Origin of the sequence: Pseudomonas sp. MUP55, assembly GCF_034043515.1 — a bacterium.
Classification (GTDB): Bacteria; Pseudomonadota; Gammaproteobacteria; order Pseudomonadales; family Pseudomonadaceae; genus Aquipseudomonas.
The window spans coordinates 605,646-624,758 of the sequence record NZ_CP138214.1 but is presented as its reverse complement, the minus strand read 5'-3'; the positions used below and the strand labels follow the sequence as shown (position 1 = coordinate 624,758).

General features: G+C 62.2%; 16 protein-coding genes and 1 riboswitch. Of the genes, 5 read left to right on the top strand and 11 right to left on the bottom strand.

Going from position 1 to position 19,113, the window contains the following annotated elements; translation table 11 throughout:
- Positions 1-36 precede the first annotated feature (36 nt).
- From parC to SC318_RS02580, 7 genes are all read right to left on the bottom strand, one after another.
- Complete coding sequence (gene parC, locus SC318_RS02610; protein WP_320429530.1) at positions 37-2,301, bottom strand: DNA topoisomerase IV subunit A; 2,265 nt, start codon at positions 2,299-2,301, stop codon at positions 37-39.
- 70 nt (positions 2,302-2,371) lie between these two features.
- The gene (locus tag SC318_RS02605) at positions 2,372-3,367 is read right to left on the bottom strand and encodes an esterase-like activity of phytase family protein (protein WP_320429529.1); all 996 of its coding nucleotides are present in this window, start codon (positions 3,365-3,367) and stop codon (positions 2,372-2,374) included.
- Positions 3,367-5,271, bottom strand: coding sequence for a DNA topoisomerase IV subunit B (gene parE, locus SC318_RS02600; protein WP_124384843.1), 1,905 nt, complete (start codon positions 5,269-5,271; stop codon positions 3,367-3,369). Before parE ends, SC318_RS02605 begins: the two co-directional genes overlap by 1 nt.
- A gap of 45 nt (positions 5,272-5,316) precedes the next feature.
- Positions 5,317-5,925, bottom strand: a complete 609-nt coding sequence (locus SC318_RS02595; protein WP_320429528.1) for a YqiA/YcfP family alpha/beta fold hydrolase — start codon at positions 5,923-5,925, stop codon at positions 5,317-5,319.
- A gap of 180 nt (positions 5,926-6,105) precedes the next feature.
- Positions 6,106-6,918 (bottom strand): 3',5'-cyclic-AMP phosphodiesterase, encoded by an 813-nt coding sequence (gene cpdA / locus SC318_RS02590; protein ID WP_320429527.1) that lies wholly within the window; start codon positions 6,916-6,918, stop codon positions 6,106-6,108.
- Between the two features lie 96 nt (positions 6,919-7,014).
- A complete protein-coding gene (locus SC318_RS02585; protein ID WP_017138485.1) occupies positions 7,015-7,464 on the bottom strand; it encodes a DUF1249 domain-containing protein in 450 nt (149 codons plus the stop codon).
- On the bottom strand, positions 7,455-8,072 hold the full coding sequence (locus tag SC318_RS02580; RefSeq protein ID WP_320429526.1) for an NUDIX domain-containing protein: 618 nt from the start codon (positions 8,070-8,072) through the stop codon (positions 7,455-7,457). The genes SC318_RS02585 and SC318_RS02580 overlap by 10 nt, the downstream gene beginning before the upstream one ends.
- A gap of 194 nt (positions 8,073-8,266) precedes the next feature.
- Between SC318_RS02580 and SC318_RS02575 the strand changes: the two genes are divergently transcribed.
- Positions 8,267-9,013, top strand: coding sequence for an RsiV family protein (locus SC318_RS02575; protein ID WP_320429525.1), 747 nt, complete (start codon positions 8,267-8,269; stop codon positions 9,011-9,013).
- Here the strand turns inward: SC318_RS02575 and cytX are convergent.
- Positions 8,982-10,271, bottom strand: coding sequence for a putative hydroxymethylpyrimidine transporter CytX (gene cytX / locus SC318_RS02570; RefSeq protein WP_320429524.1), 1,290 nt, complete (start codon positions 10,269-10,271; stop codon positions 8,982-8,984). The two genes, SC318_RS02575 and cytX, sit on opposite strands and share 32 nt — an antisense overlap.
- Positions 10,272-10,415: 144 nt before the next feature.
- Entirely contained in the window at positions 10,416-12,320 is a 1,905-nt protein-coding gene (gene thiC, locus SC318_RS02565) for a phosphomethylpyrimidine synthase ThiC (protein ID WP_320429523.1), read from the bottom strand.
- A 148-nt stretch (positions 12,321-12,468) separates the two neighbouring features.
- A riboswitch (TPP riboswitch) is annotated at positions 12,469-12,574 on the bottom strand.
- 196 nt (positions 12,575-12,770) lie between these two features.
- Between thiC and SC318_RS02560 the strand changes: the two genes are divergently transcribed.
- Complete coding sequence (locus SC318_RS02560; RefSeq protein WP_306491356.1) at positions 12,771-14,210, top strand: TolC family outer membrane protein; 1,440 nt, start codon at positions 12,771-12,773, stop codon at positions 14,208-14,210.
- Positions 14,211-14,332: 122 nt separating this feature from the next.
- Here SC318_RS02560 and waaA read toward each other — a convergent pair whose 3' ends face one another.
- Both waaA and SC318_RS02550 read right to left on the bottom strand, forming a co-directional pair.
- Entirely contained in the window at positions 14,333-15,610 is a 1,278-nt protein-coding gene (gene waaA, locus SC318_RS02555) for a lipid IV(A) 3-deoxy-D-manno-octulosonic acid transferase (protein ID WP_320429522.1), read from the bottom strand.
- Positions 15,611-15,633: 23 nt separating this feature from the next.
- Positions 15,634-16,524, bottom strand: a complete 891-nt coding sequence (locus SC318_RS02550) for a LysR family transcriptional regulator (RefSeq protein WP_320429521.1) — start codon at positions 16,522-16,524, stop codon at positions 15,634-15,636.
- Between the two features lie 103 nt (positions 16,525-16,627).
- Here SC318_RS02550 and SC318_RS02545 point away from each other — a divergent pair, with 103 nt between their 5' ends.
- The 3 genes from SC318_RS02545 (at position 16,628) to SC318_RS02535 (ending at position 19,113) form a co-directional block, all read left to right on the top strand.
- A complete protein-coding gene (locus SC318_RS02545; RefSeq protein ID WP_320429520.1) occupies positions 16,628-16,963 on the top strand; it encodes a DMT family transporter in 336 nt (111 codons plus the stop codon).
- Between the two features lie 171 nt (positions 16,964-17,134).
- A complete protein-coding gene (locus SC318_RS02540; RefSeq protein ID WP_320429519.1) occupies positions 17,135-18,304 on the top strand; it encodes an NAD(P)/FAD-dependent oxidoreductase in 1,170 nt (389 codons plus the stop codon).
- The gene (locus SC318_RS02535; RefSeq protein WP_320429518.1) at positions 18,301-19,113 is read left to right on the top strand and encodes an aldo/keto reductase; all 813 of its coding nucleotides are present in this window, start codon (positions 18,301-18,303) and stop codon (positions 19,111-19,113) included. Before SC318_RS02540 ends, SC318_RS02535 begins: the two co-directional genes overlap by 4 nt.

The following is a 19,113-nucleotide window of genomic DNA, read 5'->3' as shown; positions in this document are numbered from 1 at the left end:
ACGCGTTAAATCGTAGATCGAGGCCTCTAGTACGCCTTAAGCAGGCGTTTCTACCAACAAAGCATCCACTCTCTGGAAGCCTCGAGGCAGTTTGTTACCACGTCGACCGCGCTCGCCCTTGTAGTGTTCAAGGTCGTCAGGGCGCAAGGACAACGTGCGCTTGCCCGCCTGGAGCACCAGAGTCGACCCCTCCGGGATGACGGCGATGTCGGTCACGTACTCTTCGCGACTGGCCACCCGCTCTCCCGGAATACCAATGATCTTGTTGCCCTTGCCCTTGCCCAACTGCGGCAGGTCGCTGATCTTGAACACCAGCAACCGCCCTTCGGTGGTCACCGAAGCCAGCCAGTTGTGCTCGCGATCTTCCACGGGTCGCGGCAGGATTACCTTGGCGTTGTTCGGCAGGCTCAACAACGCCTTGCCCGCCTTGTTCTTGGCCTGCAGGTCTTCACCCTTGACCACGAATCCGTAACCGGCGTCGGAGGCGATGACGTACAGCGAATCATCGTCCGGCAGCAGCACGCACTCGAAATTCGCCCCCGGTGGCGGGGTGAGGCGTCCGGTCAACGGCTCGCCCTGCCCGCGCGCGGATGGCAGGGTGTGGGCCGGCACCGAATAACTGCGCCCCGTCGAATCGATAAACACTGCAAATTGGTTGGAACGCCCCGCCGCCGCGGTCTTGAAGCCATCACCGGCCTTGTACGACAGGCCGGTGGCATCAATATCATGCCCCTTGGCGGAACGAACCCAACCCTTTTCCGACAGAACGACGGTAATTTTCTCGTTAGGCAACAGCTCGGTTTCTGTCAGGGCTTTCGCTTCTGCGCGCTCGACGATCGGCGAGCGGCGGTCATCGCCGTAGGTTTCGGCGTCTTTGATCAGTTCACTGCGCACCAGCTTCTTGAGCTTGGCTTCGCTGCCCAGCAGCGCCTGCAACTTGGCTTGTTCCTTGAGCAATGCATCCTGCTCGTCGCGCAGCTTCATTTCTTCAAGGCGTGCCAACTGGCGCAGGCGCGTGTCGAGAATGTAGTCGGCCTGGATCTCGCTCAGCTCGAAGCGCGCGATCAACTCGGCCTTCGGGTGCTCGGCGGTACGGATGATATGGATCACTTCATCCAGGTTCAGGTAGGCAATCAACAAGCCGTCCAACAGGTGCAGGCGGCGCTCGACCTTGTCCAGGCGGAATTGCAGGCGACGGCGCACGGTCTGCACGCGGAACTCCAGCCATTCCACCAGCAGATTGCGCAGGTTCTTGAGCTGCGGTTTGCCGTCCAGGCCGATGATGTTCACGTTGACCCGGTAGCTGGACTCAAGGTCGGTGCTGGCGAACAAGTGTTGCATCAGCACTTCATGGTCAACCCGGCTATTGGTCGGGATGATCACGATACGGCAAGGGTTCTCGTGGTCGGACTCATCGCGCAAGTCGGCGACTTGCGGCAATTTCGACGGTTTGGACTGCATCAACGCAGCGATCTGCTCCAGCACCTTGGCGCCGGACACCTGATGCGGCAAGGCGGTCACAATAATGTCGCCGTCTTCGACGTGGTACACCGCGCGCATGCGCACCGAGCCCTTGCCGGTTTCGTACATCTTCAGAAGGTCGGCGCGCGGCGTGATGATTTCCGCTTCGGTCGGGTAGTCCGGGCCCTGGATATGCTCACACAGCTGCTCGACCGTGGCTTTTGGCTCATCGAGCAAACGAACGCAGGCGGTGGCGACTTCGCGCAGGTTGTGCGGCGGTACGTCGGTGGCCATGCCGACCGCAATGCCGGTGGTGCCATTAAGCAGGATATTCGGCAAACGTGCCGGCAACACCAGGGGCTCGTCGAGGGTGCCGTCAAAGTTCGGCCCCCAGTTCGCGGTGCCCTGGCCCAGCTCGCTGAGCAATACTTCCGAGTAGCGCGACAGGCGCGCCTCGGTGTAACGCATAGCGGCGAAGGACTTGGGATCATCCGGCGCACCCCAGTTACCCTGGCCATCGACCAGGGTGTAGCGGTAGCTGAACGGCTGGGCCATCAGCACCATGGCTTCATAGCAGGCCGAATCGCCGTGGGGGTGGAATTTGCCGAGCACGTCGCCGACGGTACGCGCCGACTTCTTGTGCTTGGAATCGGCGTCCAGGCCCAACTCACTCATGGCGTAGATGATGCGCCGTTGTACCGGCTTCAGTCCGTCGCCGATATGCGGCAGCGCACGGTCCATGATCACGTACATGGAGTAGTTGAGGTAGGCATTTTCGGTGAAGTCAGCCAGCGATCGGCGTTCTACGCCATCTAAGCTGTCTGCGAGGATGTCACTCATGCGGGCCTCATCATGGGGTAAGGCGCAGCGGAACTGCCGCCGCGCTGATGCAATTCAAAAAAGTCGCGGCTCATGGCTGGGCACTCCAGCCGCCGGCCGGGGCGGCAAAACGATAGACCACCGGGCGCTTTTCACCGTCGGCACGCGCGCCGAAATTATTGTCGATGCCAATCCAGGCGCCATCGGCGTCCACCACCAGGGCTTCGGCCAGGCCGTAGGGCTGGGGATAACGCCGCTGCGGCGTCAGGGTTTCGTCGGCAAACGACCAGCACAGCTCAACCTTGGCCGTTAGCGTATCGCGCCGGCAGATCTGAAACGCGTTGCGCTCCAGGGTAAACAGCTTGTCGCCGAATAGCGCCAGATCGGCAAAATCCTTCGACACCGCCTTGGCGTTGGTGAACTGCGCCGGCTGCACTTCCAGCCCGGCCTCGTTCAACAACACGCAGGGGCCGTCACAATCCCACACGCTTTGCCCACGTTTGATCGAGACCAGGCCACGGCGCTCACGCTCGGCGGCCAGCCAGAGCTGGTTGCCTTGCGGATTCACTGCCAGGCCCTCGAACAACGCGTTGAAGTGCAGCAACAGGCCGCTGGCCCGCGCTTCGCGCACCATGCCAGGGGCTATCTTCAACCACTCGGGCGCGCCTTCTACCGGCACATGCAACACCGCCGCATGGGCTTCGCTGACGATGTAGCGGTTACCTGCGGCATCACAGCTGATACCTTCGAAATCCAGGTCTCCACCGCGAATGAACGAGGCCGCCTTGGTGCGCGAGCGCAACCCCCACGGCAGGCCCGATTCGGGCACGGGTGGTACGTCGATCTTCACCACCTCGGCGTTCCAGGCCGGCTCGCGGGTGTCCAGACGATAAATCTGGTCATCATCGCGATCCGATACCGTCCACAGCTCGTTGCCACACAGCGCCAGGCCCGACAGGTTGCCGCCACGCATGCCGTCTACCGGATGCTCCGACACCAGCTTTAACTCAGCCACGGGCGCGGCGGCCACATCGATGGCCGCCAACCCGCATAACATCAGGATCGCCAGGGCGACGCCTGTGCGCATCAGCCCAGAACCTCGGCCAGGTTGCCTTTGGATTCGAGCCAGGCCTTGCGATCCGGCGCACGCTTTTTCGCCAGCAGCATGTCCATCATTTCCGACGTCCCGGCGAAGTCTTCCAGGGTCAACTGCACCAGGCGCCGGGTGTTCGGGTCCATGGTGGTTTCGCGCAGTTGCGGCGGGTTCATTTCACCCAGGCCCTTGAATCGCGTGACCTGCGGCTTGCCGCGCTTCTTCTCGGCCACCAGGCGGTCGAGAATGCCATCGCGCTCGGCCTCGTCCAGGGCGTAGAAAATCTCCTTGCCCAGGTCGATACGGTACAGCGGCGGCATGGCGACGTAGACGTGGCCGGCATCCACCAGTGGGCGAAAGTGCTGCACGAACAGCGCGCACAGCAGGGTTGCGATGTGCAGACCGTCGGAGTCGGCGTCGGCGAGGATGCAGATCTTGCCGTAGCGCAACTGGCTCATGTCCGCCGCGCCCGGGTCGACGCCGATCGCCACGGCGATGTTGTGCACTTCCTGGCTGGCCAGGACTTCGCTGCCGTCGACTTCCCACGTGTTGAGAATCTTGCCGCGCAACGGCAGGATCGCCTGGAACTCCTTGTCCCGCGCTTGCTTGGCGGAACCGCCGGCGGAATCACCTTCCACCAGGAACAGCTCGGAACGCATCGGGTCCTGGCCGGCACAGTCGGCCAGCTTGCCGGGCAATGCCGGGCCCTGGGTGATGCGCTTGCGCTCGACCTTCTTGCTGGCCTTGAGGCGACGACCGGCGTTGTTGATCGCCAATTCGGCTAGGGCCAGGCCCAGTTCCGGATGTTCGTTGAGCCACAGGCTGAAAGCGTCCTTGACCACGCCCGAGACAAACGCCGCCGCCTCGCGGGAGGACAGGCGCTCCTTGGTCTGGCCGGAGAATTGCGGCTCCTGCATTTTCATCGACAGCACGAACGCGATGCGCTCCCACACGTCTTCCGGCGCCAGCTTCACGCCGCGCGGCAGCAGGCTGCGGTATTCGCAGAATTCGCGCATGGCATCCAGCAGACCCTGGCGCAAGCCATTGACGTGGGTGCCGCCCTGGGCGGTGGGGATCAGGTTGACATAGCTTTCCTGCACGCTGTCGCCGCCTTCGGGCAACCACAGCAGCGCCCAGTCGACGGCTTCCTTGTTACCGGCCAGGCTGCCGCAGAACGGCTCATTGGGCAGGCGTTCGAAGTCGCTGACGGAATCTTCCAGGTAGGAGCGCAGCCCGTCCTCGTAGTGCCACTCGACCTTCTCGCCGGTGCCTTTGTCTTCAAAGCTCACCAGCAGGCCGGGGCACAGCACGGCCTTGGCCTTGAGCACATGCTTGAGGCGGCTGATGGAGAATTTCGGTGAATCGAAGTATTTCGGGTCCGGCGCGAAGTACACGCTGGTGCCGGTATTGCGCTTGCCAACGGTGCCGATCACTTCGAGGTCGGTGGCCTTGTAGCCATCGGCGAACGTCATCTGGTATTCGTTGCCGTCGCGCTTGACCTTGACCCTGACCTGCGTGGATAGGGCGTTGACCACGGAAATACCCACGCCGTGCAAGCCACCGGAGAACTGGTAGTTCTTGTTGGAGAACTTGCCGCCGGCGTGCAGCTTGGTGAGGATCAGCTCGACGCCCGACACACCCTCTTCAGGGTGGATGTCCACCGGCATGCCGCGACCGTCGTCGGACACTTCCAGGGAGTGGTCGGCGTGCAGAATGACCTGCACCGACTTGGCGTGCCCGGCCAAGGCTTCGTCGACGCTGTTGTCGATGACTTCCTGGGCAAGGTGGTTCGGCCGACTGGTGTCGGTGTACATGCCGGGGCGTTTGCGCACCGGGTCGAGGCCCGAGAGGACTTCGATGGCGTCGGCGTTATAAGAGCTAGCGCTGGGAGTGGCCATGGGGTCTCGTCGTGAGTCGTTCGATTAAAAAATGACCTGCGATTTTTACAATGACGCAAAATCGAAGGATTGATACTGATCAGCGCCAATGCCGGCAAAGCTCAACAGGGCCGGCAATTGCTGGGCGAACCCTTGGTAACCATGGTCGCCGCCGGCCTGGATGCGCAAGGCACAGGCCCGGTAATACTGCTGGGCGAGGCGATAATCCAGGGTTTCGTCCCCGGTCTGCAACCACACCTGATACCGCGCGGCGTCTTGAGGGGCTGGCACTTCCAGCTCGGCCAGGGCCGTGACGTGGTCGTGGGTCAACTCCCAGGTTTCATCGGTGTAGAGGTTCTTCTGGGTCCCCAGGTAACCGTCGAACATCCGATGCGGGCTGACCGCCGGGTTGACCAGCAGCGCCTTGAGGCCATGGCGTTCGGCAAGATGGGTTGCATAGTAGCCGCCGAGCGAGCTGCCGACCAGCAGCGGCCTGCCGAGTTCTGCGATGGCCTCCTCCAATTGAGGAATCGCCTGACGCGGGTGGTGATGCAGCGCCGGCACACGCAACTGCCCGGACAGGCCAAGGCTGTCCATGACGGTGATCAACTGGCTGGCCTTGTTGGAGGCCGGCGCGCTGTTGAAACCGTGGATATAGAGGATCGAAGCGGACATGCCAGGCTCTCCGTGCATCAGCCAAAGAGGCGCAGTTTACAGGGATCGGGGGCCTGTGTGAGAACCCATGTGGGAGGGGGCTTGCTCCCGATAGCGGTGTGTCAGCTGCCACATGGGCTGACTGACACTCAGTCATCGGGAGCAAGCCCCCTCCCACATTTTGATCAGTGTTTACAGCTATTAATAGCCGTTGCTGCCGTAGTCGACGGTAAAAGCGAAATCCTTGACCCGCTCCACCCCGGTCTCCAACCGCCCGTCGGCATGCAAACGCAGCCAGCGATAGCCTGGCGCCTGGTCGCTGACCTGGAAGTCCTCACTGCCCGGTGCGAACTGGATACAGGTGGACGGCGACGCCAGCAGGCGCACGCCGTTGCGCTCGCTGTCGATTTCCTGGTGCACATGGCCCCACAAAACCGCTTTCACTTGGGGGAACCGGTCGAGCACGGCAAACAGCGCCTCGGGATTGCGCAGGCCGATAGGCTCCATCCAGGCACAGCCGATCGACACCGGGTGATGATGAAAGCACACCAGATGATGCCGGTTCGGCGCTTCACTCAGGGCCTGGGCGAGCAATTGCAGTTGCTGATCCTGCAGATAGCCTGGCACGGAGCCGGGTACGGCGGAGTCCAGCAGGGTGATGCGCCAGTTGCCGATATCCACCACCGGCTCCAGCAGGTCGCTGTGCACGGCGGCCTGGGCCATGATCTGTGGTTCATCGTGGTTGCCGGGGATCCAGCGCGCGGGAGCGCCCAAGGGCGCCGTCATATCGCGAAATTGCTGATACGAGGCCAACGTGCCGTCCTGGGACAGATCTCCCGTGGCCAGCAGCAGATCAATGTGCGGCTGCTGCTCGCGCACCCGTTCGATCACCCGCTGCAGGCTCTCGCGGGTATTCATGCCCAGCAGCACGCCGTCTGCCTCGGCAAACAGATGGCTGTCGGACAGCTGCACCAGCAGCGCAACGTCAGGTTTCACAGCGGATACGCTCGGCAAGGCGCTCTCCCTGGCAATCACAGGATTAGATAGTTGGGGCGATTATGCTGGGGCAGGACACAAAGAGGGAAGCCAGGAAACGGGCGCCGTTCACATCTACCGCACGACTTCGAACTCATGGCCCAAGGCCAGGCAATGGCTCAACCATTCACCGAGGAACACATTGAGCTGTGCTTTCTCATCGGGCTGGTGCATGAACACATTCGGGTAAGGATAGATGCTGCGAAAGCGTCGCGCATGTTCGGCGCTGATGACTTCGGCCATGCGCGCATCGTGGTACACCTGCACTTCCAGCTGTGGCACTGGCAGCCACGGCAGGCTGTGTTCCTGGCGCACGCGCAGGGTGGTGGTGTAGGGGCAATTGACGATGACTTCCAGCGTCAGCACGCCGAGCATCTGATCGCCGTGGGTCACGGCGATGCGCCGTGCCTCGGGTGCGTGGCGCATGTCGGGCAACAGGCGCATCAGCCGCGCATAGTTGGCCTCGCACGCAGCTTGCAGCCCGATGAGGTCGACCCGATAACGTTCCCGTGCCTTTACTGCCATAACCCCCTCACTTCCGCGCGATTAAGCGCAAGCCATTGCAGGGCGATGATGCTGGCTGCATTGGAAATCTTACCGTCGCGCACCGCCTGAAAGGCATCTTCGAACGCCCAGGTGGTAACACGGATATCTTCTGCCTCTTCTTCCAATCCATGGATGCCACCGGCCTGCGAGCTGTCGCAACGGCCCAGGTACAAGTGGACGAATTCGGTACTGCCGCCGGGCGAGGGGAAATATTTGGTGATCGGCCATAGCGCCGCGAACGTCAGCCCAGCTTCCTCCTCGGCCTCGCGGTGTGCAACCTCCTCCGGTTGCTCGTCCTTGTCAATCAGGCCGGCGACCATTTCCACCAGCCATGGGTTGTCGGTACGGCCCATGGCGCCTACGCGGAACTGCTCGATCAGCACCACTTCATCGCGCTGCGGGTCGTAAGGCAGCACACACACCGCATCGTGACGCACGAACACTTCACGATTGATCACGCGGCTCATGCCGCCGTCGAACTTCTCGTGGCGCAGTTGCACCCGATCGAGCTGGTAGAAACCTTTATAGGCATGGTCGCGCTGAACAATTTCGATCTTGTTCGGCGTCGACTTCGTCAAATCGGTCATAGTCTTCCTCGTCATAAGCCGCGCAATGGGCGCCATCCTAACGCGCCGATGCCGGTTGGCGCAGCCCCTTTCCGGTTGCCGGGATAGACGGCGGGCGTCAAACTCACTCTAATCAGTCTAGTGGCGAACTGGCGGCCCTGTTGGCAGTCCAAGCGCTACTCTTTTCGCTTTCCATCGATTTACGAAGGACACCCATGTCGCTTTTAAAAATCGCCTCCGTGGCTTGCATTGCCTTGGCCCTGGGCGCCTGCCAGAGCCTGTTCCAACCCAGCCAGCTCAAGCCGCTGGAGGTCACCACCGACAAATCGGAACAAACCAAACCTGGCTGCGGCAGCCCGGATTGCCCGCTGGTGAACATCGATACCGTGCATTTCCCCGCCGACCCGCAACTCGACAGCCTGGTGGAGCAGCGCTTGCTGCAGATGACCCGCACCACGCCCGGCGCCGCCACGCCTGCGACGCTCAATGCCTATCGGGATAAATTCCTGCGTGAGTCCGCCGACCGCCACAGCATGTACTTGCAGGCCAAAGTACGTGAGCAGCATGACGCACTGGTGATCGTTGAAGTGTCCAGCTACCTGGACACCGGCGTGGCCCACGGTGAACCTGGCCGCGGGTTCATCAACTATTCACGTGTGCTGCACAAAGAATTGGGCCTGGCCGACATGTTGCTGCCCGGCCAGGAGCAGGCCTTCTGGAATACCGCAAAAGTTGCGCACAACAGCTGGTTGATCAACACCAAAATGGACCGCGACCCGGAGTTCGTGAAGAACTGGCCGTTCCAGAAAACCCCGAACGTGGCCCTGACCAGTGGCGGCGTAGTGCTCAAGTACAACGTTGCCACCATCGCCCCCTACGCACAGGGGTTGATCGAAATCACCCTCCCCTATGCGCGCCTGACTGGCGTGATCAAGCCTGAGCTGATGCCCGCACGCCACTGACCGCCCGCCCCAGGATCCACTGCAACAGCCCTGCCAGCAGCAACGCCGGCAGGGTAGCGCCGACATCCGGATAGAGATTGGCCAGCAGATGATAGGTCGCGATGCCGCCCAGCCACGCGACCAGCGCCGGCCAGTGCAGCAGGGTCACCGCGCCCTGGGCCCGACGGCGCAGGATGAAGTGGTCCACCAGCACCACGCCGAACAGCGGCGCGAACACTGAGCCGATCAGCAACAGGAAGCTCTGGTATTGCGCCAGGGGCGCAAAGCAGGCGATCAAGGTGCAAACCACACCAATGGCCAACGCCAGGTGCTCGACCTTCAGGCGCAGCAGAATCCCACTGGACACCGCCGCCGAGTGAATATCAGCAAACGCGTTTTCCGACTCGTCCAGCAAAATCAGCAACAGCGGAATACCCAGGCCGGCACCGGCCAGGGCCAGCAGCAATGCATTCACCTCGCCGCTTGGCGCAAAGGCCAGGGTGTAGGCCACGCCCAGGCTCATCAGCCAGAAATTGCCGATAAAGAACCCCAGCGCAGTACCGCCGAACACGCTTTTGGCGCGCTTGCCAAAGCGTGAGTAGTCCGCGATCAGCGGCAGCCAGGACAGCGGCATGGCGATGGCAATGTCAAAGCCCACCGCAAACGGCATCGAGCCGTCACCGGCCTGAGCCCACAGGGTGGCGAGGTCGGCCTTGGCGAACAGGTTCCAGGTCAGCCACAGGCAGGCCGCAAGCAGCAGCCAGATACCCCACTTGCGCAGGATCTGCCGCACGAAGGTCAGCGGGCCAGTCACCGCCAGCAAAGTTGCTAGGCCGCCGAAGAACAGGGTCCACAGCAAGGGGCTCGCCAACAGGCTGCCTTCACTGAACGCACGCGTGCCCAACAGACTGGCGGCATCGCGCATCACGATGATCTCGAACGAGCCCCAGCCAATCAGCTGCAGCAGGTTCAACAGCGCCGGCAGGCTGGCGCCTTTGGTACCGAGGCTGAGCTTGAGCGCAGCCATGGCGGACAGGCCGGTGTCGCTGCCGATCACGCCGACGGCGGCCAGCAACAACACGCCCACCAGGGTGCCGAGGAAAATCGCCAGCAAGGCGCCGGACAAGCCCAGGCCCGGCGCCAACAGCGCGCCGGTTTGCAGGACCATCAGGCCGATACCCAGGGAAAACCACAGGGAGAACAGGTCGCGGGCGCCGAAGACACGTTTGTCGGCGGGCACTGCGATGTCGGGGGAGTAGGTACTTGGGTGAATGTTCAAGGGGGGTATCTCTGAGGGGCATTTGTTGTTTGGGATATGGCTATCGGGGGCAAGCCCCCTCCCACATTTGATCGGGTTCACACCGTCAAAGGTGGGAGGGGGCTTGCCCCCGATGAGGCCCTTATAGGCCCCTGAAATCCCGAATCAGACCTTTTTGTAAAGCTGGCTGCCTTCCTGCTTGAACCGCTCAGCCTGCTCGGCCAGGCCCTTGGCCACGTCCACATCCACCGCGTCAATGCGCTGGTTGGCCGCGTATTCGCGCACTTCCTGAGTGATCTTCATCGAGCAGAATTTCGGCCCGCACATCGAGCAGAAATGCGCGACCTTGGCCGAGTCCTTCGGCAGGGTTTCGTCGTGATAGGAGCGCGCGGTGTCCGGGTCCAGGCCGAGGTTGAACTGGTCTTCCCAGCGGAACTCGAAGCGCGCCTTGCTCAGCGCGTTGTCGCGTATCTGCGCACCCGGATGGCCCTTGGCAAGGTCGGCGGCATGCGCCGCGATCTTGTAGGTGATGATGCCGGTCTTCACGTCATCCTTGTTCGGCAGGCCCAAATGCTCTTTGGGGGTGACGTAGCAGAGCATGGCGCAGCCGAACCAGCCGATCATCGCCGCACCGATACCGGAGGTGATGTGGTCATAACCTGGCGCGATGTCGGTAGTCAGCGGGCCGAGGGTGTAGAACGGCGCCTCGTCGCAGCACTCCAGCTGCTTGTCCATGTTTTCCTTGATCAACTGCATCGGCACGTGGCCAGGGCCTTCGATCATGGTTTGCACGTCGTGTTTCCAGGCGATCTTGGTCAGCTCGCCGAGGGTTTCCAGTTCACCGAATTGCGCGGCGTCGTTGGCGTCGGCGATCGAGCCTGGACGCAGGCCGTCGCCGAGGGAGAAGCTGACGTCGTAGGCCTTCATGATTTCGCAGATTTCGTCGAAATGCGTGTAGGTGAAGTTCTCTTTATGGTGCGCCAGGCACCACTTGGCCATGATCGAGCCACCACGGGAAACGATGCCGGTGACGCGCTTGGCGGTCAGCGGTACATAGCGCAACAACACGCCGGCGTGGATGGTGAAGTAGTCGACGCCCTGCTCGGCCTGTTCGATCAAGGTGTCGCGAAACAGCTCCCAGGTCAGGTCTTCAGCGGCGCCGCCGACTTTTTCCAGGGCCTGGTAGATCGGCACCGTACCGATCGGCACTGGCGAATTGCGGATGATCCACTCGCGGGTTTCGTGGATGTGCTTGCCGGTGGACAGGTCCATCACCGTGTCAGAACCCCAGCGAATGCCCCAGGTCAGTTTCGCCACTTCTTCTTCAATGGACGAGCCCAGTGCGCTGTTGCCGATATTGCCGTTGATCTTCACCAGGAAGTTACGGCCGATGATCATCGGTTCCAGTTCGGTGTGGTTGATGTTGGCCGGGATGATCGCGCGGCCACGGGCGATTTCTTCACGCACAAATTCCGGCGTGATGATTTTCGGCACGCTGGCGCCGAAGCTGTGGCCGGCATGCTGCTGGTCGAGCAGGCCACTGGCACGGGCTTCTTCAAGCTTCATGTTCTCGCGGATGGCGACGTATTCCATCTCGGCGGTGATGATGCCTTTGCGCGCGTAATGCATTTGCGTGACGTTGGCCCCGGCCTTGGCGCGGCGCGGGTTTTTCACATGGGCGAAACGCAGGGCGGTCAACTCGGCATCGCTCAGGCGCTGTTGGCCGAAGTGCGAGCTCAAGCCCGACAGGCGCTCGGTGTCGCCGCGCGATTCGATCCAGGGCGAGCGCACATCGCCCAGGCCTTTGCGCACGTCGATGATCACGTTGGGGTCGGTGTAGGGGCCGGAGGTGTCGTAGACCACCACGGGCGCGTTGATTTCACCGCCGAAATCGGTGGGGGTCACGTCCAGGCTGATCTCACGCATCGGCACACGAATGTCCGGGCGGGTGCCTTGTACGTAGATTTTCTGTGAGCGGGTAAACGGCTGCACGGAGCCTGCGTCGACCTTGGCCGATTCACTCAGGTGCACGGTGTTTTTCAGTTTTGTACTTTTTATTTCTGTGCTCATCACGGGCTCTCCAACTGTCCAGGCGGTGGATGTTTGTCGGAGCGAACCTGTGACGGACGGATGCACTGGAGCCAGTGCTGTGCTTGGCGCACGAGGGCTGTTCGATTGTCGAACAACATCCCGGACGAAGCACAAGAGGACTCGCCGGGTGACGAGAAATCTTGTTCCCTACGCAGGCGCTAACCTGATCAGGTTCAACGGGATCCGGTATTTACCGATCTCAGCCTTCCAACAAGGCACCCCGACAAGAACGCATCCAGTCTAGACCATGGCGTGGGCAAATTGCCAATAGCGATGTAGCCGCCCCGATAAATCACATGATTGCGGGATTGTTGTGCCGTGATCGCGCAACTACACTCGGGCACTGCCTCGACGCTTGACGCCAGGAACGGCCCACCTTAGCCTTGAGCGCAAAATTATTACTATAATATTCTTACTAGGGATCGCCTCATGCTGCGCAAACTTTCACTGGCTCTGGCCGTGTCTTGTGCGACCAACGGAATGGCCTGGGCAGCAGAAGCGCCCCTGTCGACCAAAACTGACCTAGTCAGCGTCTACCAGGAAGCTGTGGATAACAACGCCGATCTGGCCGCCGCTCGCGCTCAATATGGCGCGCAGAAAGAAGTCGTCCCGCAGGCCCGTGCCGGGTTGCTGCCGAACCTGTCGGCGAGCGCCGATTCCAATAATGTGCGCAACAAGTTCGATCAGCCAGCGGCCACGATAGACCGTGACGCACATTCCTGGCGCGCGACCTTGAGCCAACCGTTATTTCGCGCCGACCGCTGGTTCCAACTGCAAGCAGCTGAAGCCGTCAACGAACAGGCGGCGCTGCAGCTGTCGGCCACCGAGCAAAACCTGATCCTGCAGAGCGCCGAGAGCTACTTCAGCGTGCTGCGGGCTCAAGATAACCTGGCGACCACCAAGGCCGAAGAGGCTGCCTTCAAGCGCCAGCTGGATCAGTCCAACGAGCGCTTCGATGTCGGCCTGTCGGACAAGACGGACGTACTGCAATCCCAGGCCAGCTATGACACTGCACGCGCCAACCGCATCGTGGCCCAGCGCCAGGTGGAAGACGCCTTCGAAGCGTTGATCACGCTCACCAACCGTCAGTACAACTCAATCCAGGGAATCGTCCACACGCTGCCGGTATTACCGCCAGCGCCAAACGACGCCAAGGCATGGGTCGAGACCGCCGGGCGCCAGAATCTTAATCTTCTGGCGAGCAACTATGCGGTCACCGCCGCCGAAGAGACACTCAAGCAGCGCAAAGCGGGACACGCACCGACCCTGGATGCCGTTGCGCAATACCAAAAGGGTGACAACGACGCCTTGGGCGCCAGCAACCCCAACCCCTTTGGCCCCGACTATCGTGGAGATGCGTCGCGCAGGACCATCGGCTTGCAATTGAACATCCCACTCTACAGCGGCGGCCTCACCAGTTCGCAGGTGCGTGAATCGTATTCACGTCTCGACCAGACCGAGCAACAACGCGAAGGCCTGCGCCGCCAAGTCGTGGAAAACACCCGCAACCTACACCGCGCGGTGAACACCGATGTGGAGCAGGTTCAAGCGCGCCGCCAGTCGATCATCTCCAACCAGAGCGCGGTGGAAGCCACGGAAATCGGTTATCAGGTGGGCACGCGCAATATCGTCGACGTGCTGGACGCCCAGCGCCAGCTCTACTCGTCGGTGCGCAACTACAATAACAGCCGCTACGACTACATCCTCGACAACCTGCGCTTGAAGCAGGCGGCGGGCACCTTGAACCCGGGGGATCTGCAGGAGCTGACGCGCTATCTGAAGGCTGACTACAACCCGGACAAGGACTTCCTGCCGCCGGACCTGGCCAAGGCCGCCGCCGAACAACTGAAGGCCCGCCCCGGCTCCTGAAAACAACACAAACCAATGTGGGAGGGGGCTTGCCCCCGATGGCAATCTGTCAATTCAAGCAGTGTTGACTGACACTCCGTCATCGGGGGCAAGCCCCCTCCCACATGTTGGTCACTGCTGACTCAGGGGGTTATCAGCTTGTCCAAACCATCCAACAAGCGCTTCAAAGCCCCCTGATTGGCCCGCATCACCTTCAATCCTGCCTCGGCCATCCTGCGCGCATCCTGCGGCAGCTCGAACAACTGGCGCACCGCTTCGGCCAACCCTTCTGCATCATCCACTTCGCGCAACGCCCCGGCCTCGCGCATCATCGCGCTGATTTCGAGGAAGTTGAACAGGTGCGGCCCCATGATCACCGGCTTGCCCAACGCCGCCGGTTCCAGCGGGTTGTGCCCTCCGGTCGGCACCAGGCTGCCGCCGACAAAGGCGCTGTCGGCCAAGGCGTACAGAAACAGCAACTCGCCCATGGTGTCGCCCAGCAGCACCGAGGTGTGCGCGGTGACCGTTTCGCCACTGGAGCGCCGCACCGTGGCAAAGCCTTGCTGCACGCACCGTTCGAAGGTCGGGCCGAAACGTTCCTGATGACGGGGCACCAGTATCAGCAGCGCATTGGGGTAGCTGGCCAGCAGTTGCCGATGGGCCGCGAGCACGATGTCGTCTTCGCCTTCGTGGGTGCTGGCGGCGATCCACACCGGGCGCTCGCCAGCTCCCCAATGTTCGCGCAGGGCGGCGGCGCGCTCCGGCAGCTGCGGGTCGATGGTCAGGTCGAACTTGATCGAGCCGGTCACTTCAACGGTTTCAGCCCGCGCGCCCAGGCTGCGAAAACGCTGGGCCTCGGTTTCGGTCTGCACCGCAAACAGGCTCATTTGCGCCAGCATCGGCGCTGTGAGTTTGGCAAACCGTGCGTACCCCTTGGCCGAGCGCGCCGATAACCGCGCATTGGCCAGGGCCACCGGAATACCGCGCTGGGCGCAGGCATGAATGTGGTTAGGCCACAACTCGGTCTCCATGATCACCGCCAGCCTGGGCTGTACCCGGTCGAGGAAACGCCTGGCCGCGCAGGGCAAGTCGTACGGCAGATAACAATGCTGAACGCACGGCTCATGGGCGAACAGTGCCTGGATGCGCTCGGAACCGGTGGGCGTCATGCAGGTGACGGTCATCGGCAACTGCGGATAACGCTCAAGCAAGGCGCGGATCATCGGCGCGGCGGCGATGCTTTCGCCCACCGACACCGCATGCACCCAGATCCCGCCGGGCTGCATCGCCGGCAAGCCATAGGAAAACCGCTCGCCCACGCGCTGGGCATAGGCCGGCGCCTTGCGTGCACGCAGCCACAGACGTAAAGCCACCAACGGCAGCGCCAGGTAAAACAGACAGGTGTAGAGAGTTCTATTCATGGCGGCGGAGTTTATCGGCTTTTTCAGTCAATCGCCTGCAAGCACTCGGCAAAACGTTTAGCCAAAAAGCGCGCGGCCGGCCCGAGGTGTTCATCGCGGCGCCACACCAGCTCTACCACCAGCGCCGGCGGGGTCCATTCGCTGTCCAGCTCGACCATTTGTTGCTGATAGGTTGGGTACTGCACGATATGCCGTGGCAACCAGGCCCAACCGAGGCCGCTCATCAGCCATTCGGCCAGCACGTAGAAACTGTCGGCCCGCCACACCAGCGGGCTGGCGGCTTCACTGCCGGGGTACACGCTGGTCTGGGTCGACATCAGCAACTGGCGAAACTGCGCCAGTCGCTGGCAATCGACGTACTTTTCCTTGGCCAATGGGTGATTCACACCGCACACCGTGACCATTTCCACACTGCCCACCACGCGCCGCTCAAGGGCTTCGGGAATCTGGTCGTGGTAGAACAACAGGCCCAGGTCGGCCTGACGCTCCACCAGCTTGCGCGCCACATCGCCCTGGGCGGCGCTGGACAACTGCACCTCAAGCAGCGGATAGCGCACCGCCAGCGCCTCAAGGCTGTCGAGCACCGGCTGGAACAACATCGCCTCGTCCTGGGCCAGGCGCAGGCAAGCTTCTTCGCCACGGGTCAACGACAGGGCCCGGCCCGTCAGGCGCTCGCACTGGCGCAGCACTTCACGTGCTTCCTCCAGCAGCACACTGCCGGCTTCGGTCAGGCGCGGCTGGCGGCCGCTGCTACGCTCGAACAGACTCACGCCCAGGTCTGCCTCGAGCATCGCAATAGCGTTGCTGACCGCCGATTGCGCCTTGCGCTGCCCGCGCGCCACGGCAGAGAACGAACGCTGCTCGGCGACACTGACAAACAGGCGCATCTGTTCCAGATCCCATTGCACACTCATGGCTGAACCTATCTTGAATACGGATAGGTAATGACTTTACCCCATCTGTTGAACCTCTAGAATGCCGACCTTATCAAACGAGCTTCACCTTGAGGAATGCACCATGAACGCTGCCTACTGTTACCTGGCCATCGCCATCTGTTCGGAAGTGATCGCGACCGTTTCGATGAAAGCCATCAAAGGCTGGAGCACGCCTATCCCGCTGCTGCTGGTGATCGTCGGGTACGGCGTGGCGTTCTGGATGCTGACCCTGGTGGTGCGCACGGTGCCGGTTGGCGTGGCTTATGCCGTGTGGGCGGGGATGGGCATCGTGATGGTCAGCATTGCGGCGCTGTTTATCTACGGGCAGAAGCTGGATATTCCGGCCATGCTGGGGATGGCGCTGATTGTGCTGGGCGTGGTGGTGATTCAGCTGTTCTCCAAAACGGCGGGTCACTGAAGCGATAGCCCAGCGGCAAGCTGCCAGCTACAAGCAGCAAGCGGCAAGCGGCAAGCGGCAAGCGGCAAGAAAAACGATGCGGTTTGCTTCTAACTTGCCGCTTGCAGCTTGAAACTTGCCACTGCGCGCTATACTAGCCCCCCTTTTTTCTACGCCAGAGGTCCCGCGCGCATGCCTATTTCCACCGACGTTCTGATTGTCGGCGCCGGGGTTGCCGGCCTCTGGCTCAATGCGCGCCTGCGCCGCCAGGGGTTTTCCACGGTGCTGGTGGAAAGCGCAACCTTGGGCGGCGGTCAAAGCGTGAAGTCCCAGGGGATCATCCACGGCGGCGCGAAGTACGCCCTGCATGGCGCCCTCACCGGCGCCTCCGAAGCCATTGCCGACATGCCGCGCCGCTGGCGAGAAGCCCTGGCCGGTCAAGGCGAGCTCGACCTGTCCGGTGTGCGCCTGCTCTCTGAAGCCCATTACCTGTGGTCACCTGGCACCCTCGCGGGCAATCTCACCAGCTTTTTCGCCAGTAAGGCCGTGCGCGGTCGCGTTGACCAGGTCAAGGGCGATGAACTGCCGCCAGCGCTGCAGGACCGCCGCTTCAAGGGCAAGGTCTATCGCTTGGCGGAACTGGTGGTGGACGTGCCAAGCCTGATTGAACGCCTGGCGCACCTGGCCGGTGACGGTTTGCTCGCGGGCCAACACATCGAACCGCTGCGCGAAGGCGAGACGCTGGTGGGCTTGAAGGTCGATGGTCGCGAAATCCGCGCCCAGCGCATCGTATTGAGTGCCGGCGCCGGCACGGCGGATCTGCTGGCGGCATTGGGCTTGAGCCAGCCAGCCATGCAAACCCGTCCGCTGCACATGATCCTCGCCAAGGGGCCGGGGCTGAAGCCGTTGTATGCCCACTGCCTGGGCGGCGGCACCAAGCCGCGTCTGACCGTGACCACCCACCCGGCCGCCGACGGTAACTGGGTGTGGTACATCGGCGGCGATATCGCCGAATCCGATGGCGTGGCACGCACGCCGCAAGAGCAGATCGCCACCGCCCAGAAAGAGCTGGCTCAGCTGTTGCCGTGGATCGACATGAGCCAGACCCAGTGGGCCACCCTGCGCGTCAGCCGCGCCGAGCCGCTGCAATCGGGCCTGACCCGTCCCGACAATGCTTTCCTTGCCGAACAGGGTCGCCTGTTGGTGGGTTGGCCGACCAAGCTGGCTCTGGCGCCCGATTTTGCCGACCGCGTGATCAACAGCCTGGAACGCGATGGCATCCGCCCAAGCGTCAGCGAGCCGCTGCCCGACTTGCCCAAACCGGCTATCGGCCAACCCGCCTGGGAGCAACTGTTGCCATGAGCCTGCCCACCCTGCACGACCTGCATCGCCCGCTGGGCAGCACCGGCCTGCTGGTGTCGCCACTGGGCCTGGGCACCGTCAAGCTGGGCCGCGACCAAGGGGTGAAATACCCCAGCGGCTTCAAGATTCCGGATGACGACGAGGCGCGCATGCTGCTGCGCCAGGCGCGCCAGTTGGGCATCAACCTGATCGACACCGCACCCGCCTACGGTCGCAGTGAAGAGCGCCTGGGGCCGCTGTTGCGTGGCCAGCGCAAGGACTGGGTGATCGTCAGCAAGGTCGGTGAGGAGTTCGAAGACGGCGTGTCCCGCCACGATTTCAGCGCCGCCCATACGCGCCTGTCGATCGAGCGCAGCCTGAAACGACTTGAAACGGATTTTATCGACCTGGTGCTGGTGCACTCCGATGGCAACGACCTGCATATCCTCAACGACTGCGAGGTGTACCACACCCTGGAGGCGCTGAAGAAAGAGGGCAAGGTCCGCGGTTTCGGCTTTTCCGGCAAGACCGTCGAAGGCGGGGTGAAGGCGCTGGAGCGAGGTGATTGCGCGATGGTCACCTACAATCTGAACGAACAGGCCGAAAAAGCCGTCATTGATTATGCGGCGGCCCATGGCAAGGGCATCCTGGTGAAAAAAGCCCTGGCCAGCGGCCATGTTTGCCTGGAACCTGGAATGGATCCAATTCAGGCGAGTTTCATGCTGTTGTTTGCGCAAACGGGCGTCGCCAGTGCTATTGTCGGGACCATTAATCCGCTGCACCTGGCCCATAACGTGGCAACCGCTGCCCGGGTCATTCGTCAACTCTGA